The organism is Paenibacillus xanthanilyticus, from assembly GCF_042682185.1.
GTDB lineage: Bacteria > Bacillota > Bacilli > Paenibacillales > Paenibacillaceae > Paenibacillus_Z > Paenibacillus_Z xanthanilyticus.
In genome coordinates this window covers 2,709,633-2,734,795 of sequence record NZ_JBHUHA010000002.1, presented here as the reverse complement: position 1 = coordinate 2,734,795, position 25,163 = coordinate 2,709,633, and the positions used below count along the sequence as shown (strand labels likewise).

Here is a 25,163-nt window from a genome sequence, read left to right as displayed (position 1 = left end):
GTCCTCTTTTTGGCATCTGCGAAGAACGCAATGCTGCTTACGGTTGCGACGTGAACTACGGGATCACCTTCCATACCGTCGCGCCGGCCGAGCCCGGCACTTCGCCTTGCGTCCACCATTTGGCTTCATAGTTGACGCCGTTATGCGTCACTTTGCTGCCGCCGACATAGGCGGTGGACGAGTTCCAGGCCGGATACGTCGTCTGCGGAGCCGGCGTCGTCACGCTCAGGCTGTTGCTGGCCGCGGAGACGTTGCCTGCCGCATCGACGGCTTTGACCGTGAACGCGTAGGTGGTGCTGCCGGTCAAACCGGTGGCCGTGTAGCTGGTCGTCGTGCCGGATACGGTCGCGATTAACGTCGTGCCTTGGTATATTTGATAGCCCGTCACGCCGACGTTGTCCGAGGATGCGCCCCACATGAGCGGCACGCTCGTCGCGGTCGTCGTACCCATGACGTGCAGGGCGCTAGGCGTGGTCGGCGCCGTCGTATCCGGGCCGGAGACGACCGGCGTCGTGAACGTCGCCGCATTGCTGGCGGCGGACAGGTTGCCGGCGGCATCGACGGCTTTGACGGTAATCGCGTAGCTCGTATTGGCTGCCAGACCCGACAGCGCAGCGCTTGTGGCCCCGCTCGTCGCCGCGATTTGGGTCGTGCCGTTATAGAGGCGGTAGCCGGTTACGCCGACATTGTCGGTCGACGCCGTCCAGGAGATGGTCGCGTACGTCGCGCCGATGTTCGACGCGCTCGCGCCGGTCGGCGCGCTAGGCGCGGCGGTATCGTTATTGCCGCCGAAATTCACGTCGATCACTTGGTAGAACGCGTTCTGCGTATCGGCGATTTCCCATACGGCCAGGATGACCTGGTAGCCGGTGCGGACCGGAATGTTGCACGTATCGGAGTAGGAGTTGCCCGGCTGGGTGCCGTTGTACGCGACGCTGCAGAACGGGGTCAGGTTGAACTGCGCGCGCGTCAGCGGGGAATTCGGATCCCAATCCTGCTTGGTGATGTAGTATTTCCAGCTCGACGTGGCGTGGGGCACCTTAATGTTCCAATGGAACGTCGTCGGGCCGGCGCTCACGTTCACCTTTGACCAGCGCGTGGCGGTTTGCTGATCGAGCGGGGCGAAAAGGCCGTTGGCGCTGGCGATTTTGCCATCTGCCGGACCGGCGGCCGGGAAGCCCTTATAAGCTTCGAGGCTGTACGGCTCATAAATAATCAGGCCGCAGTTCTTGTTGACGCCGCTGGCGCACAGCGCCGCCCGGCTGGACGGATTGTCGACATACCCGTGGGCGGAAGCTTTGCCTCCGAATAAGAGCAGCACGGCGGCGGCCATGGCCAGCATCAGGCCGGCGGTAAGCAGCAGGCGAGGGGACGATGCGACGGATAAACGAAGCGTAGACATGATTCATTCCTCCTTTGTCGTGTGAACGATCGGCTTGCATGATGCATGCAAGAAGCCGTAATCGGCGAACGGCGGAATCGTGCCGGACGCGGTCGGGACGCCCGGTTGGCCGTTCGATGGACATGCGCGGTCGATCAGCTCCTTTCTCGGCAAGCATGTATATAAACTCGCAAGGAGCTTATACCAAAGGGGCGCGTATAGACGGACACTGAGGTAAGCGGTTACATTCCAGAGAAAAAGCGTATGGACGCTAGGCGAGCAAGCGGCGGTAAATAGAAGATGGAATAAGATTGGCAAGGTTCTGAATCCAATCCATACTATACATTTTATGTAAATTATCAGCAATAGTCCGCGGGCTGCTGTTTTGTAGTCCCTCCCCCAAAGCCGGCGCAAGCGAGCGCGTGACATACGTCCGCTCCCGCCGCGAATGGTGTAAGCTGTCGTCATGGGTCGTCAAACGACGAAAGGGGCTCCGGCGATGGTCCTGGGGTTCAGGTCCGGTTGGCCCCGGCATCTCGGACGCGGAGGAGCGCCTCGCGCTCAGGCGGAGAATCCCTTTCTTGCGTTCCATACGGCTCTGAGCAGCCATGCCAAAAAAGCCCCGAAGCGCCGCGCTAGCGGACGTTCGGGGCTTGCTCATGCCGGCCGGCTAGCCGGATTGCAACGGTGCCGGCAATCGGTCGTGCGACGTTGTTCTAGAAAAACTTCAACAGCTCGCTCTTCACCGCATCGTTCGTGCCGTCCACGACGGTCTGCGACTGCGGCTTGTCGAACAGCGCTTGAATTTGCTCGGGATATGACTGCGTAATGCCGCGAAGCTCGATCGCCTCGTTGAACTTGGCCGGGTGGGCGGTGGACAATGCGATCGTCACTTCGCCTTCGCCCGCGACCGCGTCCGTCGCCGCGACGCCGCAGGCGGTATGCGGATCGAGCAGGTAGCCGTATTGATCGTAGTAGCCGCCGATCGCATCGAGGCACTCGTCGTTGCGCACGCCGTAAGCGGCGAAATCCGCCTGCACCTGCGCGAGCTTCTCGCCTTCGATGACGATGCGCCCTTCTTGCTTGAACGCGTTCATGTACGAGGCTACGGCCGCCGCGTCCCCGCCGCACAGATAATACAAGTACCGCTCGAAGTTGCTTGCAACTTGAATGTCCATCGATGGGCTGTACGTGCCGCGGAATTCGCCCGGCTGGTAGACGCCCTCGCGCACGAAGCGTTCGAGGATGTTGTTCTCGTTCGTCGCCAGGATGAGCTTGCCGACCGGCAGTCCCATCTGCTTGGCGAGGTACCCGGCGAAGATGTCGCCGAAGTTGCCCGTCGGTACGCTGAAGTTGACCGCGCCGGCCTGTCCTTCGTCCGCAAGGCGGAAGTACGCGTAGAAGTAGTACACCGTCTGCGCCAGAATGCGGGCGATGTTGATCGAGTTGATCGCGCGCAGATGGTATTGGTGCTTGAACTCGACGTCGGCGAACAGCTCCTTGATGATGCGCTGGCAGTCGTCGAACGTGCCTTCCACCGCCAGATTGAGCACGTTGTCGTCGGCGATCGTCGTCATCTGGAGCTCCTGCACGCGGCTCACTTTGCCGTGCGGGTGGAGGATGCAGATGCGGATGCCTTCCTTGCCGCGGACCCCTTCGATCGCCGAAGCGCCGGTGTCGCCGGAGGTCGCGCCGAGAATATGGATGGTCGCGTCCCGCTGCTTCGCGATATAGCCGTACAGGTTGCCAAGGAACTGCAGCGCGATGTCCTTGAAGGCGAACGTCGGGCCGTGGAACAACTCGAGCACGTGCAAGCCGTCATGGATGCGGCGCACCGGCGTGACGTGCGCGTCGCGGAACGTGGCGTAGCTGGCGTCGACGAGCTGCTTCAGCTCCCCGCGCGGAATTTCGTCGTTCGCGAACAGCGTGAACAGCTCGAGCGCAAGCTCCGGATAAGAAAGCTTCTGCCACGCGGCGAGCGTCTCTGCGGACAACTTCGGCAGTTCGGTCGGCACGAGCAGGCCGCCGTCGTCTGCCAGGCCCATGAGAATGGCGTCGATGAAGCCGATCGGGGCGACTTGTCCCCTTGTGCTGATGTACTTCATAGTAGTCCCCTTATGCGAGTGAATTTTCAATCATTTTAACAAAAAAACCGCCTCGTGCCTAACCCTGATTAAAATTTTCCCAGTCACTATCAGGTATTTATTGGCAGGGGGCGCGATAAGGGTTACTGTGGAGAGAAGACGTGGCGCGCCTGAAGCGCTCCATCAATAAGGAGGGTCTTACTATGGGCAAGCAATTCGCATCCATGCTGCCGGAGCATGAAGCATTTATCCGCAAGCAGCATCTGTTCTTCGTCGCCTCGGCGCCGCTGGCGGCGGACGGGCATGTCAACCTGTCGCCGAAGGGGCACGACGCGCTCCGCATTCTTGGCCCGAACCGGGTCGCGTACTTGGACATGACCGGCAGCGGCAACGAGACGAGCGCGCATGTGCTGGAGAACGGGCGGATCACCATCATGTTCTGCGCGTTCGAGGGGCCGCCGAACATTATGCGCCTTTACGGACGAGGGAGCGTCCATCTGCCGGGCACGGCGGAGTGGGATTCGCTCTATCCGCTCTTCCCGCCGCTTGCGGGCGCGCGCCAAATCGTCGTCGTGGACGTCGAGCTGGTGCAGACGTCGTGCGGGTTCGCGGTGCCGTTCATGGCGTACGAGCGAGACCGGGACACGCTGCGGCGGTGGAGCGAGCAGAAGGGCGAGCAGGGCTTGAACGAGTATTGGGCGCAGAAAAACAAAGTGAGTCTCGACGGGCTGCCGACGCCGATGGGATTGCGCATGGAGTCTTAGCCGGCAAGCCGCTAGCGCCCGCGGCGTGCGTCTCGCGTCTCGCGTCTTGGCTGGCGCGGCGGCATCCTTCTATGAAAGAGATTCGCATGAGACCAAAATCCAAATAATAAAATGAAATAGAAAATTTTGTTATACTTCCATATGTATTCTCGCAAAATCGACACCTTGACTATTGAAACAAGCCCACATAGCGTGTAAGATATACAAATAATTTCATACCCGCTCGTATAATCATGGGGATATGGCCCATAAGTTTCTACCGGATACCACTGCAATCATCCGACTATGAGTGAAAGCGCGGCGCGCGCGAACCGCTAAGGGCGGCAAACTTCCGTTTGCCGTGCGAATCGGCGCATGCGGACCGCCGTACGCCGCGAATAGCGTACAGGCCACAGGAGAACCTGGAGGACAGCCTTCACTTGAGATACGACTCTCTCAAGCGAAGCTGTCCTTTTTTATTTTCGACCAAGGGAGCGATACGGCACAGATGAAAGAACTTCAAGAACGGATACGCCAAGAGGGCCTGATTTTATCGGACACGGTGCTGAAGGTGGACTCCTTCCTCAACCATCAGGTGGACACGAAGCTGGCGCTGGCGATCGGCCAAGAATTCAAGCGGATTTTCGCGGGCAAGACGATCACGAAGGTGCTGACGATCGAAGCGAGCGGCATCCAGTTCGCGATGGCGGCCGGCATCGCGCTGGACGTGCCGTTCGTCTATGCGAAGAAGAAGAAAGCCGTCACGCTGTCGGAGAGCGTCTACTCGGCGCCGGTTCATTCGTTCACGCGGCAGGAGACGTATCAGGTGAGCATTTCGCAGAAATACCTCGGACCGGACGACAACGTGCTGATCGTGGACGACTTCTTGGCCACGGGCGCGGCGCTCGTCGGCCTTGTCGATATCGTGCGCGAATCGGGGGCGACGCTTGCGGGCGTCGGCTGCGTCATCGAGAAGAGCTTCCAGGAAGGCCGCGGGCTGCTGGAGGCGAAGGGCGTCCAGGTGCATTCGCTCGCGCGGATCGCGTCGATGTCCCCGGGGCACGTCGACTTCATCGAAGACGAGGAGCTGGCGCGCGTCTAGCGGATCTGCCGAGGCGCCTGCACGCCATTCTCGACCAACTCTAAATCCAACATCTAAGGGGCAACAATCCATGAGCGCGTTAAGCAAACGTAAAGTCATGACGCTGGGCATCCAGCATCTGCTGGCGATGTACGCCGGCGCCATCGCCGTGCCGCTGATCGTCGGCGGGGCGCTGAATCTGAACGAGACGCAGATGGCGTACCTGGTCGCGGCCGACCTGTTCACCTGCGGCCTGGCCACGATCCTGCAGGTCATGGGCACGCGGTTCTTCGGCAGCGGACTGCCGGTTATTCTCGGCTGTACGTTCACGGCCGTCGGGCCGATCATTACGATCGCGTCGACGTCGAATTTGGCTACCGCATACGGAGCTATCATTCTATCCGGATTATTCGTGGTGCTCGCCGCGCCGCTGTATGGCAAAATGCTCAAGTTCTTCCCGACGATCGTCACCGGCTCGGTCGTCACGATCATCGGCCTCTCGCTCATTCCGGTCGCGATGAACAACGCCGCGGGCGGACAAGGCAGCCCGGACTTCGGCGCGCCCCGCAACCTGCTGCTCGCGCTGATTACGCTGGTCGTCATCTTGGCCGTGAGCCGGTTCGCCAAAGGGTTTGTGAAGGCGATCTCGGTCCTCGTCGGTCTCGTCGTCGGCACCGTCGTCGGCTATTTCATGGACATGGTCCACTTCGGCGCCGTATCGGACGCGGCCGTCGTGAGCGTGGCCAAGCCGTTCTACTTCGGGGCGCCGGAATTCGCGATCACGGCGGTCATCACGATGATTATCGTGAACATCGTCAGCATGGTCGAGTCGACGGGCGTGTACTTCGCGGTCGGCCGGGCGACGGAGCAGAAGGTCGAGCAGAAGCAGATCGTGAACGGGCTGCGCTCGGAGGGCCTCGCGATCATGCTCGGGGGCGTCTTCAACGCGTTCCCGTATACGGCGTTCTCGCAGAACGTCGGCCTGATCACGCTGACGAAGGTGAAGACGCGCGACGTCATCTTTGCCGCCGGCGGCTTCATGGTCCTCCTGGGCCTGCTGCCGAAGCTGGCCGCGCTGACGACCGTCATCCCAAGCGCGGTGCTCGGCGGCGCGATGATCGTCATGTTCGGCTCCGTCGCGGTGTCGGGCATCTCGATTCTGTCCGAGGTCGATCTGCGCAAGGACAACAACCTGCTCATCGTCGCGGCGAGCGTCGCGGTCGGCCTCGGGTCGGCGACGGTGCCGGCGATGTTCGACCAGCTGCCGGACTTCGCGAAGATGCTGCTGCAGAACGGCATCGTCTCCGGTTCGATCACGGCGATCGCCCTCAATCTGCTGCTGTCGAAGAAAGCGCAGGCGTCCGCGGACGCCGAGCGGCCGCAAGCCGCATAACCTTTGCATGCAAGCGTCTCTTGCCGGAATCCGGCGGGAGGCGCTTTTTTGTCGTCCCCGCAGCCCTATTCGGCCGCAGGGAAGCGAAAGAATCCGGAGAAGAGCGTCAGGGTAATCTATCCTCGGGGTAAATAAGAGTGGCCGCGATCGGGCGGCCATTGCGGGCGACCGCTGCGGCGACGAGCTGCGCGGTCGCCCGGTAAGGAAAGGAGGAACGCCGTATGACATTCGAACCGCTGCATGCCAGCTTCTACGAGCAGCCGACGCTGGAACTGGCGCGGGCGCTGCTCGGCAAGCGGCTGGTGAAGGAGACGCCGGAGGGGACCGCCGCGGGATGGATCGTCGAGACGGAAGCGTATATCGGACCGATGGATCGCGCGGCGCACAGCTACAATCATCGGCGCACGGCCCGCACCGAGGTCATGTTCGGACCATCGGGCCATGCCTATACTTACGTCATGCACAGGCATTGTCTGGTTAACGTGGTAAGCGGTGGCGAGGGGAATCCGGAGGCCGTGCTCATTCGGGCGCTCGAACCGTTCGAAGGCATCGGGCTGATGATCAGCCGCCGGGGGCCGGTGAAGCAGGTGAGCGAGCTGGCGAGCGGGCCGGGCAAACTGACGAAGGCGCTCGGCATTACGCCGGCGGATTACGGCCTGCCGCTAACCGAGCCGCCGCTCTATATCGCGGAAGGGCGCGAGCCGGCGGAGATCGTCTCTGGCCCGCGAATCGGTATTCCCAATAGCGGCGAAGCGAGAGATTATCCGTGGCGCTTCTGGGAAGCGGGCAACCCGTGCGTCTCGGGACCGCGCCGATCGCGGACGGCGCCGGGTTGAATTCGATCGCGCTCGGCGTTTGGCGCTGGAGTTGTCCGGGTACTAGTTAGGGAACTGTTGAACCTAACCGGGAGGGAATAACGAATGAGCGAAACGCCAAATGCAAGCCGCAACCGCAAAGACCTGCAGCTGGATCAGTTCCGCGTCGACGACGCGGGTCAGAAACTGACGACGAATCAAGGGTTGAAAGTATCGGAGGACGAGTTCTCGCTGAAGATCGGCGAGCGCGGCCCGACGCTGCTCGAGGATTTCCACTTCCGGGAGAAAATGACCCACTTCGACCATGAGCGCATTCCCGAGCGGATCGTGCACGCGCGCGGATTCGCCGCCCATGGCGAGTTTCAAGTATACGACGATTCCATGAAGACCTACACGAAGGCGAAGTTTCTGACCGATCCGTCGCGCGTGACGCCGACGTTCGTCCGCTTCTCGACGGTCGCGGGCTCGCGAGGCTCCGCGGAGACGGTGCGGGACGCGCGCGGATTCGCGACGAAATTTTATACGGAAGAGGGCAACTACGATCTGGTCGGCAACAACATCCCGGTGTTCTTCATTCAGGATGCGATCAAGTTCCCGGACTTGGTCCACGCGCTGAAGCCGGAGCCGCACCACGAGATGCCGCAGGCCGCGAGCGCCCACGACACGTTCTGGGACTTCGTCGCCAATAACCAGGAGTCGGCGCATATGGTCATGTGGGCGATGTCCGACCGCGCTATTCCGCGCAGCTTCCGGATGATGGAAGGGTTCGGCGTCCATACGTTCCGGCTGGTGAACGAGCAGGGACGGGCGACGTTCGTGAAGTTCCATTGGAAGCCGGTGCTCGGCGTTCACTCGCTCGTGTGGGACGAAGCGCAGAAGATCTCGGGCAAAGACCCCGACTTCCACCGCCGCGACCTGTGGGAGTCGATCGAAGCCGGCAATTATCCGGAATATGAGCTTGGCGTGCAGCTGCTGCCGGAGGAGGACGAGTTCAAGTTCGACTTCGATATCCTCGATCCGACGAAAATTTGGCCGGAAGAGGACGTGCCGGTGAAGCGCATCGGCAAAATGACGCTGAACCGCAACGTGGACAACGTGTTCGCGGAGACCGAGCAGGTGGCCTTCCATCCGGGCCACGTCGTGCCGGGCATCGATTTCTCGAACGATCCGCTGCTGCAGGGGCGGCTCTTCTCGTACACGGATACGCAGCTCATCCGTCTCGGCGGGCCGAACTTCCACGAGCTGCCGATCAACCGTCCGGTCTGCCCGTTCTTCAACAACCAGCGCGACGGCTACGGCCGCCAGACGATCAACCGCGGCCAGGTGGCGTATCACAAGAACTCGCTGGCGGGCAACACGCCGGCGCCGGCTTCCGAGGCCGAAGGCGGCTACGCGCATTACCAGGAGCGGGTGGAAGGGCATAAGATTCGCGCTCGCAGCGAAAGCTTCAAGGATCATTTCTCGCAAGCGTCGCTGTTCTGGAACAGCATGAGCCTGCCGGAGAAGCAGCATATTATCGACGCGTTCAGCTTCGAGCTGGGCAAGGTGCAGAGCAGATCGGTGCGCCAGCAGGTCGTCGATATGTTCGCGAACGTGAGCGTAGAGCTCGCGGCCGCGTTCGCCGCGAACATTGGCGCCGAGCAGCCGCAGCCGGTCGCGCCGATCGAGGAGCGGACGAAGGTATCTCCGGCGCTCAGCCAGTTGAATACGGCGATGCTGCCGGATACGCGCAAGGTCGGGGTGATTATCGGCGGCGGCTTCGCCGGCTTGGAGGTGCAAACGGTGCTGCACGAGCTGGCGGCGGCCGGCATTCAACCGGAGCTCATCAGCGACAAGCTGGGTAAGGCGGCCGGCACGGACGGCGTGGAGCTGGAGATTAAGCACACGTTCCAGACGGCGCACGCGGTGCTGTTCGACGCGCTGTACGCGGCCGGCGGCAGCTGGACATCGCCGAAGGCGGAGAAGGACGCCGCCGAGTTTCTGCGCGAGGCGTTCATGCACTACAAGACGATCGGCGCTTCCGAAGCGGGCGCGGCGCTGTTCCCGGCCGCGGGCATCGAAGGAGGGCCGGGCGTGCTGACGGCGGCCGGCCATCTGACCGCCTTCGTGCCGGCGTTCATCGAGGCGATCGCGAAGCACCGCAACTGGGACCGCGTGTTGGCCTAACGTCCGAGGCCGCAGCCCCGGAATTGTGGCAGCTTCACCCCATCTTGAATAGGCTTCCGCGGCTAGACGCGCTAGCCTTGCGTTATCCAGCCCTCGGCGCCGCTACGGCGGAGCCGAGGGCTTTGCCATGCCGGCGGCTGGAGCGCCGATCCTCCGAATATGGTAGGATGAGAGCATCTTGTATGGAGAGGACGGCTTGCGGCGATGGCGATCAAAATAACGGCGGCGCTCCTCTACCTCGCGGCGGCGCTGCTGCTATATCGGGAGGGCGAGGCCATTCTGGCGTGGCTGCACGGCTCGGCGAGTTGGCCGCTGGCAGTCGGAATGGCCGTGTTGTTCGCGCTGTTCCCGGTGCTGCCTTACCCGATCGTCGGAGGTGTTCTGGGCGCGGCCTACGGCCCGGCGCTGGGCGGCCTATTGACATGGATCGGCTCTTGGCTCGCGTCGATGATCATGTTCATACTCGTGCGGCGCGTGTACCGGGAATGGGGAGAGCGGGTGCTAAGGCGACATGGACGAGCCGGGAAGCTTACCGTCCTGTTCGAGCGCAATGCATTCCTGGCGATCTTGTTCGCCCGGCTGATTCCGTTCGTCCCTTCGGTGCTCGCGAATGCCTACGCGGCGTTGAGTCAGGTGAGACTGTCCGTCTACGCGGCGGCCTCGGCGCTCGGCAAAATACCGTCCATGCTGCTGTTCGCGCTGCTCGGCGATCGGGCGATGACGGAGCCGTCGGGGGTGGTTCTCGTCGTCCTGATCTACGGCGCGTTCCTCGTCTGTATGCTCGGCGCCTATCGGTTGTGGCAGCGGCGAGCGGCATAGCGCGAGGACGAGAAATACGATAGCGGAAGCGGAGGGACGAGCATGCAGCCTTTTACCCGGGAAGTCGTCGAGATTATCAAGCGCATACCGGAAGGACGCGTCATGACCTATGGCCAGGTCGCGGCGTCGGCGGGCAGCCCGAGAGGCGCGCGGCAGGTGGTGCGGATATTGCACACGCAGACGAAGGCGCACCGGCTGCCGTGGCATCGGGTCGTGAACAGCAAAGGAGAGATCGCCCTCCAGGAGGATGAAGGGCGGATGAAGCAGATGATGTACCTGGAGAGCGAAGGCGTCGAGGTCGACGCGGACGGGCGCATCGATCTGGCGAAATACCGGCACGAACCGGACCCGGGGATCTGAGCGGGCGGGGAGCGGCCGCCCCCGCTTATTTACAGCCATTCCGGGCCTATGGTATAGTATCCGTAAATGCTTCATTGCATAAAAGCTTAAAAGCAAAGAAGCAACTCGACGACGGATTCATGGAAAGGACGAGGCGGCTGATGGAACGGCTTGAACTGAACGAACTGCGAGCGGGCATTGACAAACTCGACCGGGAAATTATCGCCCTGCTGGCCGAGCGGTATAAATTAACCGAGACGGTCGGCGAATACAAAGCAAAGCACGGCTTGCACGCGCAGGACCCGGAACGGGAAGCGCAGCAATTCCGCAAAATAACGGCGCTGGCGAGCCAATACGGCCTGGAGCCGGAGCGAGCGTCGCAAATCTATCGGCTGATCATGGACCTGGCGATCGCCCGCCACCGGGAGCTGCAGGCCAGCGTCTAAAGCGATCGGGCCAATCGGATCAATTGAACACCAAAAAGGGAAACCTGGCTGTATGGCCGAGGTTTCCCTTTTTTTTGTCGGGCCGATTCATTCGTTCGCGCCGCGGTTATCTCGTAGGCGAGGAGCTCCCCGCCTACCGGTAAGAAGGCGTCTCGCGTGTTGTTTCGTTCTGCTGCAGCCCGTAGGCGATCAGGCTAATGACGACCAAGAGCGCCGCCAGCGCGGCGAACAGCCAAGCCGATGCCGTCGCCCCGACCTCGTCGAGCATCCAGCCGGTCAGCAGCGGCAGCAGCGCGCCGCCGACGCCGCCGGAGGCGATCATGAGACTCGGCGTCGATTCCTCCGTGCCCGGCAGCAGCTTGCTCGAGAAGACGAGCGCGATGGAGAACAGCCCCGACAGGGCGAAGCCGAGCAGCAGGATGAGCGCGAACGCCGACCATGCCGCGCTCGCGCCCGGGAACAGAATCAGGAACAGCAGCGCCGCGAGCGAGCTGAGCAGCACGTAATTGCGATAATGGAACCGCTCGGCGACGTGCCCGGCGAACAGCCGTCCGATCGTCATCGCGACCCAGAAGCACGTCACGCTGAGCGCGGCGGCCGATTCGTTCAGACCGAGCTTCTCGATCAGCATGACCGGCAGGAAGTTCGCGAGGCTCATCTCCATGCCGACATAGACGAAGAAGAACAGCAGGAATAAGACCAAGATGCCGAGATTGCGGCCGGCGTAGAGAGGACCGGATCGCCTGCCGCCGCTCGCGGCAGCCGCATCCTCCTGGCGGCGCAGCGCCGCGTCGAGCGCGCCGAAGGAGCCGCGCGCCCACAGTGTGTATGTAACGAGGGCGAACAGCGCGATAAGCAGGAACGTGTAGCGCCACTGCTCCGCCGCGATCAAGACGCTCGCCGCCAGCGGCATGAGGAGCGCGCCGACGCCGAAGAATACCTCCAGCCGGCTCATGGCGACGGCGGTCTGATGCGTAACCGCGGAGATAATGATCGTGCCGATGACCGCCTCGATCGTGCCGAAGCCGAAGCCGGCGCAGACGGCGATCGCGTACATCCACTCCCATGGCGGGAGGAACGTATAGAGCAGCTCGGAAGCGGTCAGCAGACCGAGCGCGACGAGGAGAAGGCCTTTCTTGCCGAGCCGGCGGCTGAGCGCCGGCGTAAGCAGCACCCCGACCAGGAAGCCGGCGAATTGGGTGAAGATGAGCATGCCGCCGGCGCTGTACGGCCGATCGTAATGATCGAGCGCGACAGGCAGGACGGAGCCGAGGACGACGTGAGCCAGTCCGATCAGGAAATACGAGAGACAGCCTATGGCAATCAGCTTGTTCATGATGAGCTCCTTTGTATGCGCGAGTTGTTCCTCCCATTGTAATGGATTTCCGTTGAAGGCGCTGTCACGATCTTGTTCAATCTTTGTTCGATTTTGACCGACGCCCCGCGAGTGCGGATTTGGAGTGCTTGTCGGTTGTAAAACGCGGCGGAAGCGGGTATACTGAAACGTAAGTTTTTGACCGACATGTCAGAAGGTCAAAATAAGAGGTGATTCGATGTGTCCCCGGACGAAGGAGCAAAATGAAGCGATCCGGCAGCAGCGTCTGAACCAAATCCGGCACACGGCGGCCGAGCTGCTGCTGGAGAAGGGCATGCGCATGGAGATGGGCGACATCGCGGAGAAAGCCGGGCTGGGGCGCGGCACGGTGTACCACTACTACAACGGCAAAGTAGAGCTGCTGGAGGAGCTGTTCGCCGAAGCGCTGCAAGCCGGCGCGGGCATCGTCGCGGCCGCGATGAGACCCGAGCTTCGGCCGGCCGAGCGGCTGGCGGCATATGCGCGGGACAGCCTCTCCGATTGGGCGCGGGAACCGATCCATTTTATCCTGTACCTGTACGCGTTCCACTACGCGGAGCCGCTGCCGATCCAAGACCCGCAGCGGCTGCTGCGCGAGTTCCGCGACAAACTGCTTCAGCCCGTGCTGCATACGATAGAGGAAGGTATTCGGCTTGGGGAGCTGGCCAGCGCAAGCGCGCAAACGCTGTTCCAAACGTTCGTCGGCGCGCTCGTCGGCGCGGCTAACGCTTACATCCGAAGCGACGTGAACCCGGAGCGGGGGAGCGAGGCTTGGGCAGCCGACGTGGTGTCCGTCCTCATGAACGGCATGCGGGCCTAAAGGGCTCCGGCAAGATCAGACACGAGAAGGGAAATTAGGTGAACCGATATGATTATTCTTAAGACACGCGAACAAATCGAGATGATGCATAAGGCCGGCCAGCTTCTGGCAGCCATTCACCGCGAGATCGCCGGGATGATCCGCCCGGGCATTACGCCGAACGCGATCGACCGCTTCGCCGAGCAGTATATGCTCAAACACGGCGCGACGCCGGAGCAGAAAGGCTATAACGGCTACCAGTTCGCGACCTGCGCGTCGGTCAACGACGTCATCTGCCACGGCTTCCCGAACGATCGTCCCCTCGAGGACGGCGATATCGTCACGATCGACATGGTCGTCAATCTGAACGGCTGGCTGGCCGATTCCGCCTGGTCGTACGCCGTGGGCAACGTGAAGCCGGAAGCGCGGCAGCTGCTCGACGTCACGAAGGATTCGCTGTACAAAGGCATCGAGCAAGCGGTCGTCGGCAACCGGATCGGCGACATCGCCCACGCGATTCAGACGTATGCCGAAGGCTTCGGCTATGGCGTCGTGAAGGAATTCGTCGGTCACGGCATCGGCCAGGATATGCACGAGGAGCCGCAGGTGCCGCATTACGGACCGGCCGGCAAAGGTCCGCGTCTGAAGGAAGGCATGGTCATCACGATCGAGCCGATGCTCAATACCGGCACGTGGCAGAGCAAGCTGGACGCGGACGGATGGACCGCCCGGACGAAGGACGGCGGGTTGTCGGCGCAGTACGAGCACACGATCGCGATATTGCCCGAAGGCCCGCTCATTTTGACCCAGCAATAATACCGGGGACGCCAGGCCCGCTTTCTTCCTACGGAAGAGGGCGGGCTTTTCGCTGGCATCCCTTAACAACCACGCCCGAATTGGTGTATAGTCGATGACAACAGAGCCCGCGGGCGTCTCCGGCTTCAAGGCGGCGAATGCGACGGGACCCTAGGAGAAGAGAGGAAGCAGGCGTTCATGTGGACGGTCATAGGGGTGGCGCTGGTCGTGCTGGCCGGCTTGTCGGGGAGCAGCTTATATTTCTACGGAAAAGCGATCAAGCGCGCGAAGAAGGATTTTCTGGACGCCGATCCGGGCTTGGCGATGGAGCCGGGCGCGCGGGAGGCGAGCGCCGCGAACGCGGCGTGGTGGAGCCGGCAGCCTTTCGAGCTGTGGGAGATCGTCTCGCATGACGGCATTCGTCTGCGCGCGTTCTACCTGAAGGCGAAGGCGCCGACGAACAAGACGGCGATCGTCGCGCACGGTTATTCCGGGCAAGCTTCGCAAATGGGCGGCAAAGCGCGGCTTTATTGGGAGAAGCTTGGCTATAATATCTTGGTACCGGATGCGCGCGGACACGGGGGCAGCGGCGGGGCCTATATCGGCTTCGGTTGGCCGGAGCGCAAAGATTACGCCCAGTGGATCGAGCGCGTCCTGGAGCAGCATGGGGAAGATGCACGGATCGTGCTTCACGGGGTCTCCATGGGCGCGGCCACCGTCATGATGACGAGCGGCGAGCGGCTGCCGGGCAACGTGCGCGCGATCGTCGCGGATTGCGGCTACACGTCGGTGAAGGACGAGCTGTCGTACCAGCTGCGTCGGATGTATAAGCTGCCGGTCTTCCCGCTGCTGCATGTGACGAGCCTGCTGACGAAGCTTAGGGCCGGCTATTTCTTCGGAGAAGCCTCGGCGCTTGCCCAAGTGCGCAAATCCCGTACGCCGATTCTGTTCATTCACGGGGATGCCGACCGGTTCGTGCCGACCGACATGGTGTACCGGCTGTACGAGAGCTGCCCCGCAGACAAACGGATTTACATCGTGCCGAACGCCGGTCACGGGTATGCGGAATTCGCCGATCCGGAACGCTATCGGACGGAAGTGGCTTCATTCATTGAACATTACGTTGCGCAAGGGAGCTAGCCTATGACGGTATGGATCATTATTACCTTCCTGCTGCTGGTGTCGGTGGGGATTTGGTCGATGCTGACGTTCTACCCGACGTTCGGCGCACGGCCGACAAGCGAGGAACGCATCCGACATGCGAGCATTACCCCGTTCTATAAAAAAGGAAAATTCGTGAACGCCATTCCGACCGATATGCGGATGGACATGCGGACGATGCTGTCCGTCTTCCGCGACTTCAGCTGGCGGCAGCCGGGACGCAAGCCGGCCAAGCCGCTGGAGGTGGTCGATTGGGAGAAGGCGGAGCCTGCCTCGGAAACGGCGAACCGCGTCACGTGGTTCGGCCACTCCGCGATGCTGCTGGAGCTGGGCGGCAAGACGCTGCTGCTCGATCCGATGCTCGGCCGCGCGCCGTCGCCGTTCCCCGCGATCGGAGGCAAGCGGTACAGCAAGCGGCTGCCGGTCCGGATCGAGGCGCTGCCGCAGATCGACGCCGTGGTGCTGTCGCACGATCACTACGATCACCTCGATTACGGCACGATTATGCAGCTGAAGGGCAAGGTGCGCCGGTTCTTCGTGCCGCTCGGCGTCGGGAAGCATCTCGTTCGGTGGGGCGTCGATCCGTCCGCGATCCAGGAGTTCAGCTGGTGGGAGGAGGGCGAGTTCGAGGGCCTGAAGCTGGTCAGCGCGCCGGCCCGCCATTTCTCCGGCCGCGGGCTGGCGGGACGGAACTCGACGCTGTGGTGCTCGTGGGTCATCGAGGGCGGCGGTACGCGGGTGTTCTTCAGCGGCGACAGCGGATACGGCCCGCACTTCCGGGAGATCGGGGACAAGTACGGTCCGTTCGCCTTGACCTTGATGGAATGCGGCCAGTATGACGAGCGATGGTCGAACATTCATATGATGCCGGAGGAAACGGTGCAGGCGCATCGGGACGCGCAGGGCGGCGTGCTCATCCCGATCCACTGGGGCGCGTTCACGCTGTCCGTGCACGACTGGCGCGATCCAGCGGAGCGTGCCACGGCGGAAGCACGCAAGCAGGGCGTTGCGATCGCTACGCCGCGGATCGGGGAGGCCGTCGTGATCGGTAGCGACACCTTCCCGACGGAGCCGTGGTGGCGGCAGGTATAGCAGCGTTGAACGAAGAGAGAGAAGACCGGTACGCGTCCAGCGTGCCGGTCTTCTTTGACTTTCGCGCCTCCTAAGAATCGCGGCGCAAACAGTTCTGCCCCAAATAGTCGGCGAACGCGGCGGTGTTAGTCTCCCTGTGGCGATTGCTGCCCTCCAGTCTGCTCAGCATAATGCCGCCCTCGAGCAGGAACAGAGTGAAGCTTGCCAGTATATGAGAGGTTACGGATAGTATATTGCTTTATAAAATAAAGCGGCATATAATAGACGAGACTAAGAAGCGTGGACCCGCGGAAGCGAAGCGGGTGCTTCTACAGACTGGAGTGACGAGACATGCGGGTAGAGGTTTGGTCGGATTATATGTGTCCGTTTTGTTATATCGGCAAGCGACGTTTCGAGAAAGGATTGGCGGATTTCGCTCATCGCGAAGAGGTGGAAGTCGTGTACCGCAGCTTCGAGCTCGATCCGAATTCGCCGAAATCGGTCGACCACGACGTGCATCAGATGCTCGCTCTCAAATACGGCATGAGCCGGGAGCAGGCGATCGCCAATAACAAGAACGTCGGTCAACAGGCGGCGGCGGAAGGGCTGGCGTTCAACTTCGACGACATGGTGCTGACCAATACGTTCGACGCGCATCGGCTGAGCCATTTCGCGGCAGCGCACGGCAAGCGGACCGAAGTATCCGAGCTGCTGTTCAAAGCCTATTTTACCGATTCTCGCCATCTGGGCGAGCATGAGGTGCTGGCCGACATTGCGGCCGAAGCGGGGTTGAATCGCGAAGCGGCATTGGCGGTGCTGGCCGGCAGCCAGTATGCGCAAGAGGTGCGGGCAGAGGAAGAAGAGGGCGCGCGGCTCGGCATTCGCGGCGTTCCGTTCTACGTGATCGACCGCAAGTTCGGGGTATCCGGCGCGCAGCCGGCCCATGTCTTCCTCGGGGCGCTGCAGCAAGCTTGGGATGAGGGGCAATCGGCGGGAAATGAGACCCATGCGTCCGGCGATGCCGGAGGCGGGGACGCGTGCGACGACGGCTCGTGCGCGGTGAAGTAAGAGCAAGAAGCGGCAAAAAGCGGCTCATCGATGATCAAGGTCATGAAGGGATGGTTATCTTTATGAGTTTGATCGTGGATGGGCCGCTTTTTCGCGTTTAACGTTTTGGTTCGTCTTATCGGGCTTAACAGAGTGCCGTATGCGCCGCAAGCGAGGCGCAGCCAAGGTGACGACTGTCCGTGACGCCCCGGTTGTCATGCTCGTGCCTATGTGTTGCGCTTGTCGACGGGTCCACACTCGCGTGCTAGCTGCAATGGAAGCGGCTTCCACGATTGCTTGCGAGGGAGCATGGGTCAGGCTGCCAACTTCCGATTTTGCATTTTAGCATGGGTTTGACCGTCTCTTCTCCCTCTTTTTCATGAAAGAAACGTCATTTTCTTTCATCATGCGATGTTCTTCGCTCAGAAGTCGGAGGATGCGACGGGGTTCCTCTTTAATCACCACGATTCGCAGAATGATTGTTGTCGGTTGCCGTAAAGAGGTATCTGTTCAGGAAGCAGAATAGGTGAGAGCACGCACCACCGAACGGTTTGCATGGAAGTCATAGGGGAAATCGTACGAATAGGAGTCATAATACTAATAAGCGGGGAGTTATAAGGGTGCATGCGGTAGGTATCGGCTCATCAAGGGATGAGCCGCTATTTTTGCATCCGTGGTACTTGCTGCAAATGCCGACTGGCCCGAACTCCCGCCGTGCTAGCCGCCATTGCCGCTTGGTTCTTCGCGCTCGTGTAGTTCGTCGTACTTGCAGGAATCGGATTGGCTGTGATCGTAATCGTAATCGTAATCGTAATCGTAATCGTCATCGACATCGTCATCGTCATTGACTTTCGCTGTTGCGACAATTTCTAGCCGTTCCATCATACCGTTCAATCTGGGCGGGGTGTGATCCTGATATTCCCCAAGGTTGTTGTGCAGGTTATCGATCTAGGCCGGGCCGGCATGGTACGACGTGTGCAACTTTGTTCTGAATTGCTTGATTATTCCACCAAAAATGGTGAGGGAGAAGCGGGCAGCCATAGCAACATCCAATTTAGCATTTTGAGAGGTGTTTGACCGTCTCTTCTCCCTCTTTTTCATGAAAAAAACGTCATTTTCTTTCATTAACCGATTTTCTTCGTTCAGAAGCCGTTCGATGCGACGGTATTCGTTCTAAACCATCGGCATTCGTGCAGTATATGTCGGATGTCGCCCGATTATTGCACATCATGGATTCGTTCATTTGCGGTCTATTCGCTTCTTATGTAATGACGGATTTTAAGTAGTTGAGTTTGCGAGCATTCCATATAACGATCCATCTGGCAGGTGTATGGATATGGCCGACCGGCGGACTTCGAATTTCGCCCGAACTCACGATGCAGCCGTTTGAGCTCGCGCCACAATTCCGGCAATCCGCCTTGATTTCGGCTTACATCTGCTTTGAATATCAGCGGCAATTTCGCTTGAAAGCTTATCGCCGCCAGGTTGCTGTACCGGTAATACTCCAGTCGTAATATCAATTCACCATTATGGCGGGACATAGCGAGCAATGTTAGTATCGGCGCCGATATCGCCTTTTCTACGGTTACCATCCACGCCGGTCCCTCCTATTTCACACGAACCAACAGCTTGAATGTTCTATTTCTTGAATCTATACGCTCTTAACCTATATGTAAGGTGAAATGGTTATATATGGGCGAGCTTCCGTGAGGGAGCGCTCGGCATCCTCGGGTCCGCCGAATCGGGTCCGAAACGCCTCGTTTTTCACATCCTCTCCCTCTTTTTCATGAAAGAAACGTCATTTTCTTTCATTTTACGGTTTGGTTCAGCGGCAAACCAGTTGATCCGACGGCATGCGATCGGATGCGAATGACGAATACTGTGATCTGCCGTCGCTACCTGATGACTGCTTGGTTTCATGCTTACTTCGAAATTTCGATTCAGCCGCTTACTTAGCTGAAGATGGCTGTTTTTCTGTTCGTTCCGTATACCTTGCTGCTTGTCGGCATGACAACATGTCTTGCTGAAACGCCTCGACTTCTTCCTTGTTTTCGGAACTGTCGATCCCCATTCACCGGCTTGTTTACCGTTGCTCTTCCCCCATGTTTCCCTTATACTTGACCTGCCTATTAACCGGGGATTGCTCGCCATTGAGCGCGATTCGGCAAGTACGACTTTTATCGCGAAATTGCATTGAATTAACCTTGTATTCGACAACGATTCGGATATTAATTTTGCATATAATCACACTTTATATCGAAATGGGGCGAAAGGGCTGAAATCGTATCGCATTCTTCTGTTCCTTGTGCTCGCGAATCTGTTCTGGGCCGGTAATTACGTGTTCGGTAAAACCATCGTCGAGAGTATGACGCCGCTGCAGATGACGGTGTCGCGGTGGTGCGTGGCGGTCTGTTTTTTGTTCCCGATCACACAGTTAGTTGAGAAGCCGGATTGGCGCGCGGTACTGCGAAAATGGAAGCTGCTGCTCGTCATGTCCGTGTTCGGCATTATCGGCTACAACTTCTTGCTCTATGAGGCGCTTCGCTTTACGACCTCGATGAACGCGGCGCTCGTCAACGCGATGAACCCCGCGCTGATCATGCTGTTATCCGCCTTGGTGCTGCGCGAGCGCATCACGGCGAAGCATGGCTTAGGGCTGCTGTTATCGCTCTTCGGCGTGCTGCTCGTGCTCACGAAGGGACAGCTCGGCCAGCTGCTGCATTTGGATTACAACGAAGGCGATCTGCTCATGCTGCTGGCGATCCTCGTCTGGTCGATCTACTCCATCGTCGGTCGCCGCGCGGCTTCCATTCCGCCGATTGCGGCGACGGCGGTGTCGGCGCTGTTCGGGCTCCTGCTTCTTATGCCGTTTGCGATTGCTTTCGGCGCATTCGACTTCGAGGTGAACGGCGAGACGGCAACGGGCATTTTGTACATGGGCATCTTCCCGTCGGTCGGCTCGTTCATTTTCTGGAATGCGTCGATTCGGGAGATCGGGGCGAGCCGGGCCGGCATTTATTTAAACCTCATTACGGTATTCACGGCGATCCTCAGCGTGCTGATGGGCCAATCAATCACGGTGGCGCAGGTGCTCGGCGGCCTGCTCGTCTTCGCGGGCGTATACGTCACGACGCGGCAGGGGACGGGCGGCAACCGCAGCAGGGAGGCCCGCGCGGCGAATCGAGGCTAACGGCGCGATAGGCGCGCGAAGCGGATGAGTCATATGAGGAAGACAAGGATCGGATACGGAAGGAAGCGGAAGCGATGTTCAAAACAATCGGGATGTTCGCGCACGTCGATGCCGGGAAGACGACGCTGGCCGAACAGTTTCTCTACCATACGAAAAGCATCCGGGAGCGCGGCCGCGTCGATCACAAGGACGCGTTCCTGGACAGTCACGATATCGAGCGCGAACGGGGCATCACGGTGTTCGCCGATCAGGCGATCATGACGTACAAGGGCACGACGTATACGCTGATCGACACGCCGGGGCATGCCGACTTCTCGCCGGAGATGGAGCGCGCGGTAAGCGTCATGGATGCGGCGATCGTCGTGCTGAGCGCGGTGGAGGGCGTGCAGGGACATACGGAGACGGTGTGGCGGCTGCTGCGGTCCCACGGCGTGCCGGTCTTCTTGTTCATCAATAAGACCGATCGGACCGGCGCGGACGTCGAGCGCGTCCTGGCGGAGATCCGGCGCGATCTGTCGCCGGATGCGCTGTTGTTGGAACAGGTGCCGACGACAGGCTCATGGCCGGAGGAGCCGGCGGCATTCCTCGCGGAACGGGACGAAGCGCTGCTGGAGCGCTACATGGCCGGAGATTTCGACGCGGGGGCTTGGCTCGCGGCGGCGAGAACCATGGTTGGCGAAGGACGCCTCTATCCCTGCATGAGCGGATCGGCGCTGCAAGATGAGGGCGTGCGGGAATTTTTGGACGTGCTCGATCTTCTGACCGAAGCGCGGTGGGATGACGAGCGCGCGTTCGCCGGGCGAGTGTACAAAATCCGCCACGACCCGAACGGGACGCGGATCACGTTCGCCAAGGCGCTCGGCGGCCGGCTGCGGGTGCGGGACGAGCTCGATTACGGACAGGGACCGGGCGGAAGCCGGACGTCGGAGAAGATCACGGCGCTGCGTCTCTACAATGGCACGAAGTTCACGCCGGTCGAGGAGGTGCGCGCCGGGCAGCTGTTCGCGGCGGTCGGCCTGTCGGCGGCCGTGGCGGGCGATGGGCTTGGCGCGAACGCGGAGCGGACGGACTACGCGATCAAGCCGACGATGCGCTCGAAGGCCGACGTGCCGCCCCGCGTGCCGGCGAAGGAGGCGCTGCGGGCATTCCGCCTGCTCGAAGCCGAGGATCCGTCGCTTGCGGTGCAATGGGAGGAGACGCTGCAGGAGATCCAGCTGCAGGTGATGGGCTCGATCCAGCTGGATGTGTTGAGCCGGGTGGTCCGGGAGCGGTTCGGCTTCGAGGTCGCGTTCGGACCGCCGCAGATTTTGTACAAAGAGACGATCGCGGATACCGTGAAGGGCGCGGGGCATTTTGAGCCGCTCGGCCATTACGCCGAGGTGCATCTCCGGCTGGAGCCGGGCGAGCGGGGAAGCGGGCTCCAGGTCGCCAGCGAATGCCACCCGGACATGCTGCCCGCGCAATTCCAGCACTTGGTGCTGCAGCATCTCCTGGAGCGCGACCACCACGGGCTGCTGACCGGCTCGCCGGTCACGGATATCAAGGCGACGCTGATCAAAGGCAAGGCCCACAACAAGCATACGAGCGGCGGCGACTTCCGGGAGGCGGCATTCCGGGCGCTGCGGCAGGGGCTGGAAAAGGCGGACAACGTGCTGCTCGAGCCCTATTACGCGGCCAAAATCAAAGTGCCGCTCGCGCAGGTCGGGCGGGTGCTATCCGATCTGCAGCAGGCGCACGGCCGCTTCGATCCGCCGGAGACGACCGACGAGCACGCCGTCATAACGGCACGGGTGCCGGTGGCGACCTTCATGCACTACGGCGAAGAGCTGGCCTCCTACACCCAGGGCAAAGGGACGCTCGCGCTCGCGTTCGCCGGCTATGACCGGTGCCATAATGCCGAAGAAGTGATCGCGCGTCGCGGGTACGACAAACAGGCCGATCCTGCCTATTCGTCGACGTCGATCTTCTGCGCGAAAGGACAAGGCTACCCCGTCCCATGGGACGAGGCGGATGCTCATATGCACGTGTGAGGAGAGGCGCATGAACGACAACAAAGCCAGGGGCGCGAATCGCGCTCCTGGCTTTGTTGTTGTGCGGTATGCCCTTCCGCCCGCCTCCATGGCCGGTCGGGCAAGGACCACACGATGAACCTCGCCTTATTCCGCCGATTCCTCGAACAGTCGGGCGATCTCGATGATGACGTTCGTCGCCTTCACCATGTTGTCGGCCGAGATGTATTCGAATTTGCCGTGATAATTCTCCCCGCCGGTGAAAATATTCGGCGTCGGCAGGCCCATGTACGACAGCTGGGAGCCGTCGGTGCCGCCGCGGATCGGCTCGACGACCGGCGTAATGCCGAGATTGGTCATCGCCAGGTGGGCGATGTCGACGATCTGTTTGACCGGCTCGACCTTCTCGCGCATGTTGTAGTATTGATCCTTCAGCTCCAGCAGGATATTCTCGCGGCCGTAGCGCGCCTGGAACGCCTCGACGATGCGCTCGACGTTCGCCTTGCGGGCGGCGAATTTCGCCTTGTCGTGGTCGCGGATGATATAAGTCAGCTTCGCTTCTTCGGCCGCGCCCGTAATCGAGATCAGATGGTAGAAGCCCTCGTAGCCTTCGGTATGCTCCGGCGATTCGGCGTCCGGCAGCTCGGCGTGCAGCGCCATCGCGATTTTGGCCGCGTTGACCATTTTGCCTTTGGCCGTGCCGGGGTGAACGTTCGTGCCTTTGACCGTGATTTTGGCCTGGGCCGCGTTGAAGCTCTCGTATTGCAGCTCGCCGAGCGGGCCGCCGTCCATCGTATACGCGAACTGCGCGCCGAAGGCCGCCACGTCGAATTTGTGCGGGCCGCGGCCAATCTCCTCGTCCGGCGTGAACGCCACGCGCAGCTTGCCGTGCTTGATCTCCGGATGCTGGATCAGGTAGTTCATCGCCGTCATGATCTCCGCGATGCCGGCTTTGTTATCCGCGCCAAGCAGCGTCGTACCGTCTGTCGTTACGAGTGTATGGCCCACGTAACGGCCGAGCTCAGGGAATTCCTTCGGCGAGAGCACGACGTTCAGCGCTTCGTTCAGCACGATGTCGCCGCCCTCATAAGCTTCCACGATTTGCGGCTTAACGCCTGCGCCCGTGAAGTCCGTCGCCGTGTCGACGTGGGCGAGGAAGCCGATCGTCGGCACGTTCTTGTCCGTATTGCACGGCAGGGTCGCCATGACGTAGCCGTTCTCGTCCATGGTGACCTCCTGCATGCCGATGGCGGTCAGCTCCTCCACGAGCAGGCGGCCGAGCGTCAGCTGTCCCGGCGTCGACGGGCAAGTCGGGCTGTCGTCGTCGGATTGCGTATCGATCTGCACGTATGTAGATAAACGCTGGATTAATTCGTTTTTCATGCGTCTAATCATCTCCTTTGGGTCCATTGTAAAACAACGTCCGCGCCAATGGAAATGCGCCGCTGTACCGGGGCAAAGCGCGGCAAAAAGCCGGCTCGCGGGAGGCGCAGGCCGGCCAGGGGGAACGTTCATCAGGACTTCGGTTTGACCGGAATCCATACTTCGCAGCGATAGTCCGGCTCCGATGGGTCTTCATCCGGGTACAGCTCGAACTCCGGACCGCCCGCATGCTCGTAGTTCGAGGACGGGAACCAGTCTTGGAAGATGCGCTGCCAGACATCCTGAATCGCGTGCGGCATGGGGCCGACGGAGGTGAACACCGCCCATGTCGCCGCCGGAATCGTCCGCGTCTCGAAGCCGGAGCCGCGCGTCTCGGCCGCGTCCGGGGCGACCTCCGCCGCGATCATGTAGCGAAGCGTATCGTCGGCATGATTGAAGTCCATGCAGATGCCGAGCGTCTCGTGATTGGGCGCTTGCGTCGCGAGTTTAACCGTCGTGCCATTGGCGATATTCTCCTGCCAGAATTTCGGGATCGCCCGGTTGTTCTCGCCGTCCTTGCACGTCGTGACGAAGCTAACGCCGGCGACCTCGAAGGCGCCCCGTTCGATAATGCGATATTCCATTTCCTTCTCTCCTCTCAGCGATAGGTGGAACGAGATGCGGGGGAACGCTTTCAGCTTCGCGCCGGGCTGGCGCGCCTCCGACGGCGTGATGCCGTGCGCTTTGCGGAACGCCTTGGCGAACGACTCGGGCGAATCGTAGCCGTACTTGAGCGCGACGTCGATGACTTTGGCCTGCGAGGAAGCCAGTTCCTGGGCAGCCAACGACAGCCTCCTTTTGCGAAGATACTCGCCGACCGTCACGCCTGTGACCATGCTGAACATGCGCTGGAAGTGGAACGGGGACGAGCACGCCACCCGCGCCACCGCCTCGATATCCAGCTTCTCCTCCATTCGGGCCTCCATATAGTCCATCGCGTCCTTCATGCGCTGCAGCCATTCCATTGCCGCCTCTCCTCCAGTGCTCTCATCATACCGCGTGCCGCCGACCGCGGCCTGTTCCTCCGTGCGTTCGTTAGACAGGGTGT

At 60.9% G+C, this 25,163-nt stretch carries 22 protein-coding genes and 1 riboswitch; of the genes, 15 read left to right on the top strand and 7 right to left on the bottom strand.

The features are described 5' to 3' along the window. Positions 1 to 55: 55 nt before the first annotated feature. Positions 56 to 1,402: a lytic polysaccharide monooxygenase gene (locus ACFSKT_RS29445; protein WP_377719317.1), complete on the bottom strand. Its 1,347-nt coding sequence runs from the start codon at positions 1,400 to 1,402 to the stop codon at positions 56 to 58. A gap of 695 nt (positions 1,403 to 2,097) precedes the next feature. Next, positions 2,098 to 3,486 carry a threonine synthase gene (gene thrC, locus ACFSKT_RS29440; RefSeq protein WP_377719316.1) on the bottom strand — a complete coding sequence of 463 codons (1,389 nt, stop codon included), beginning with the start codon at positions 3,484 to 3,486 and terminating at the stop codon, positions 2,098 to 2,100. Positions 3,487 to 3,668: 182 nt separating this feature from the next. On the opposite strand from thrC, the gene ACFSKT_RS29435 reads away from it, so the two are divergent. The 8 genes from ACFSKT_RS29435 to ACFSKT_RS29400 all read left to right on the top strand — a co-directional run bounded on the left by ACFSKT_RS29435 (position 3,669) and on the right by ACFSKT_RS29400 (position 11,267). Continuing rightward, positions 3,669 to 4,229, top strand: a complete 561-nt coding sequence (locus ACFSKT_RS29435) for a pyridoxamine 5'-phosphate oxidase family protein (RefSeq protein ID WP_377719315.1) — start codon at positions 3,669 to 3,671, stop codon at positions 4,227 to 4,229. Positions 4,230 to 4,432: 203 nt separating this feature from the next. Beyond that, positions 4,433 to 4,535, top strand: a riboswitch (purine riboswitch). A 181-nt stretch (positions 4,536 to 4,716) separates the two neighbouring features. Further along, complete coding sequence (locus ACFSKT_RS29430) at positions 4,717 to 5,310, top strand: xanthine phosphoribosyltransferase (protein ID WP_377719314.1); 594 nt, start codon at positions 4,717 to 4,719, stop codon at positions 5,308 to 5,310. A 70-nt stretch (positions 5,311 to 5,380) separates the two neighbouring features. After that, positions 5,381 to 6,682 (top strand): nucleobase:cation symporter-2 family protein, encoded by a 1,302-nt coding sequence (locus ACFSKT_RS29425; RefSeq protein ID WP_377719313.1) that lies wholly within the window; start codon positions 5,381 to 5,383, stop codon positions 6,680 to 6,682. Positions 6,683 to 6,903: 221 nt separating this feature from the next. Next, positions 6,904 to 7,518 carry a DNA-3-methyladenine glycosylase gene (locus ACFSKT_RS29420; RefSeq protein WP_377719312.1) on the top strand — a complete coding sequence of 205 codons (615 nt, stop codon included), beginning with the start codon at positions 6,904 to 6,906 and terminating at the stop codon, positions 7,516 to 7,518. An 84-nt stretch (positions 7,519 to 7,602) separates the two neighbouring features. Beyond that, a complete protein-coding gene (locus ACFSKT_RS29415) occupies positions 7,603 to 9,663 on the top strand; it encodes a catalase (protein ID WP_377719311.1) in 2,061 nt (686 codons plus the stop codon). 204 nt (positions 9,664 to 9,867) lie between these two features. Continuing rightward, on the top strand, positions 9,868 to 10,482 hold the full coding sequence (locus ACFSKT_RS29410; protein WP_377719310.1) for a TVP38/TMEM64 family protein: 615 nt from the start codon (positions 9,868 to 9,870) through the stop codon (positions 10,480 to 10,482). Positions 10,483 to 10,524: 42 nt separating this feature from the next. Next, complete coding sequence (locus ACFSKT_RS29405) at positions 10,525 to 10,842, top strand: MGMT family protein (protein ID WP_377719309.1); 318 nt, start codon at positions 10,525 to 10,527, stop codon at positions 10,840 to 10,842. Between the two features lie 140 nt (positions 10,843 to 10,982). Beyond that, positions 10,983 to 11,267 (top strand): chorismate mutase, encoded by a 285-nt coding sequence (locus ACFSKT_RS29400; protein WP_377719308.1) that lies wholly within the window; start codon positions 10,983 to 10,985, stop codon positions 11,265 to 11,267. Between the two features lie 133 nt (positions 11,268 to 11,400). On the opposite strand, the gene ACFSKT_RS29395 is transcribed toward ACFSKT_RS29400, so the two are convergent. Next, positions 11,401 to 12,603: an MFS transporter gene (locus ACFSKT_RS29395; protein WP_377719307.1), complete on the bottom strand. Its 1,203-nt coding sequence runs from the start codon at positions 12,601 to 12,603 to the stop codon at positions 11,401 to 11,403. A gap of 217 nt (positions 12,604 to 12,820) precedes the next feature. Here ACFSKT_RS29395 and ACFSKT_RS29390 point away from each other — a divergent pair, with 217 nt between their 5' ends. The 5 genes from ACFSKT_RS29390 to ACFSKT_RS29370 all read left to right on the top strand — a co-directional run bounded on the left by ACFSKT_RS29390 (position 12,821) and on the right by ACFSKT_RS29370 (position 17,515). Beyond that, positions 12,821 to 13,441, top strand: coding sequence for a TetR/AcrR family transcriptional regulator (locus ACFSKT_RS29390; protein ID WP_377719306.1), 621 nt, complete (start codon positions 12,821 to 12,823; stop codon positions 13,439 to 13,441). A 48-nt stretch (positions 13,442 to 13,489) separates the two neighbouring features. After that, entirely contained in the window at positions 13,490 to 14,236 is a 747-nt protein-coding gene (map, locus tag ACFSKT_RS29385) for a type I methionyl aminopeptidase (RefSeq protein WP_377719305.1), read from the top strand. A 177-nt stretch (positions 14,237 to 14,413) separates the two neighbouring features. Then, positions 14,414 to 15,355 carry an alpha/beta hydrolase gene (locus ACFSKT_RS29380; RefSeq protein ID WP_377719304.1) on the top strand — a complete coding sequence of 314 codons (942 nt, stop codon included), beginning with the start codon at positions 14,414 to 14,416 and terminating at the stop codon, positions 15,353 to 15,355. A 3-nt stretch (positions 15,356 to 15,358) separates the two neighbouring features. Next, the gene (locus ACFSKT_RS29375) at positions 15,359 to 16,468 is read left to right on the top strand and encodes an MBL fold metallo-hydrolase (RefSeq protein ID WP_377719303.1); all 1,110 of its coding nucleotides are present in this window, start codon (positions 15,359 to 15,361) and stop codon (positions 16,466 to 16,468) included. Between the two features lie 330 nt (positions 16,469 to 16,798). Next, positions 16,799 to 17,515 carry a DsbA family oxidoreductase gene (locus tag ACFSKT_RS29370; RefSeq protein WP_377719302.1) on the top strand — a complete coding sequence of 239 codons (717 nt, stop codon included), beginning with the start codon at positions 16,799 to 16,801 and terminating at the stop codon, positions 17,513 to 17,515. Positions 17,516 to 18,153: 638 nt separating this feature from the next. On the opposite strand, the gene ACFSKT_RS29365 is transcribed toward ACFSKT_RS29370, so the two are convergent. Beyond that, positions 18,154 to 18,339, bottom strand: coding sequence for a hypothetical protein (locus ACFSKT_RS29365; RefSeq protein ID WP_377719301.1), 186 nt, complete (start codon positions 18,337 to 18,339; stop codon positions 18,154 to 18,156). A gap of 405 nt (positions 18,340 to 18,744) precedes the next feature. After that, positions 18,745 to 19,086, bottom strand: a complete 342-nt coding sequence (locus ACFSKT_RS29360; RefSeq protein WP_377719300.1) for a hypothetical protein — start codon at positions 19,084 to 19,086, stop codon at positions 18,745 to 18,747. A gap of 746 nt (positions 19,087 to 19,832) precedes the next feature. On the opposite strand from ACFSKT_RS29360, the gene ACFSKT_RS29355 reads away from it, so the two are divergent. Both ACFSKT_RS29355 and ACFSKT_RS29350 read left to right on the top strand, forming a co-directional pair. After that, positions 19,833 to 20,684 carry a DMT family transporter gene (locus ACFSKT_RS29355; RefSeq protein WP_377719299.1) on the top strand — a complete coding sequence of 284 codons (852 nt, stop codon included), beginning with the start codon at positions 19,833 to 19,835 and terminating at the stop codon, positions 20,682 to 20,684. A gap of 74 nt (positions 20,685 to 20,758) precedes the next feature. Continuing rightward, positions 20,759 to 22,714, top strand: a complete 1,956-nt coding sequence (locus ACFSKT_RS29350) for a GTP-binding protein (RefSeq protein WP_377719298.1) — start codon at positions 20,759 to 20,761, stop codon at positions 22,712 to 22,714. A 126-nt stretch (positions 22,715 to 22,840) separates the two neighbouring features. Here the strand turns inward: ACFSKT_RS29350 and pepT are convergent, their stop codons facing one another. Both pepT and ACFSKT_RS29340 read right to left on the bottom strand, forming a co-directional pair. Then, positions 22,841 to 24,076, bottom strand: a complete 1,236-nt coding sequence (gene pepT, locus ACFSKT_RS29345) for a peptidase T (RefSeq protein WP_377719297.1) — start codon at positions 24,074 to 24,076, stop codon at positions 22,841 to 22,843. Positions 24,077 to 24,207: 131 nt separating this feature from the next. Beyond that, positions 24,208 to 25,080 (bottom strand): AraC family transcriptional regulator, encoded by an 873-nt coding sequence (locus tag ACFSKT_RS29340; RefSeq protein WP_377719296.1) that lies wholly within the window; start codon positions 25,078 to 25,080, stop codon positions 24,208 to 24,210. Between the last annotated feature and the right edge of the window lie 83 nt (positions 25,081 to 25,163).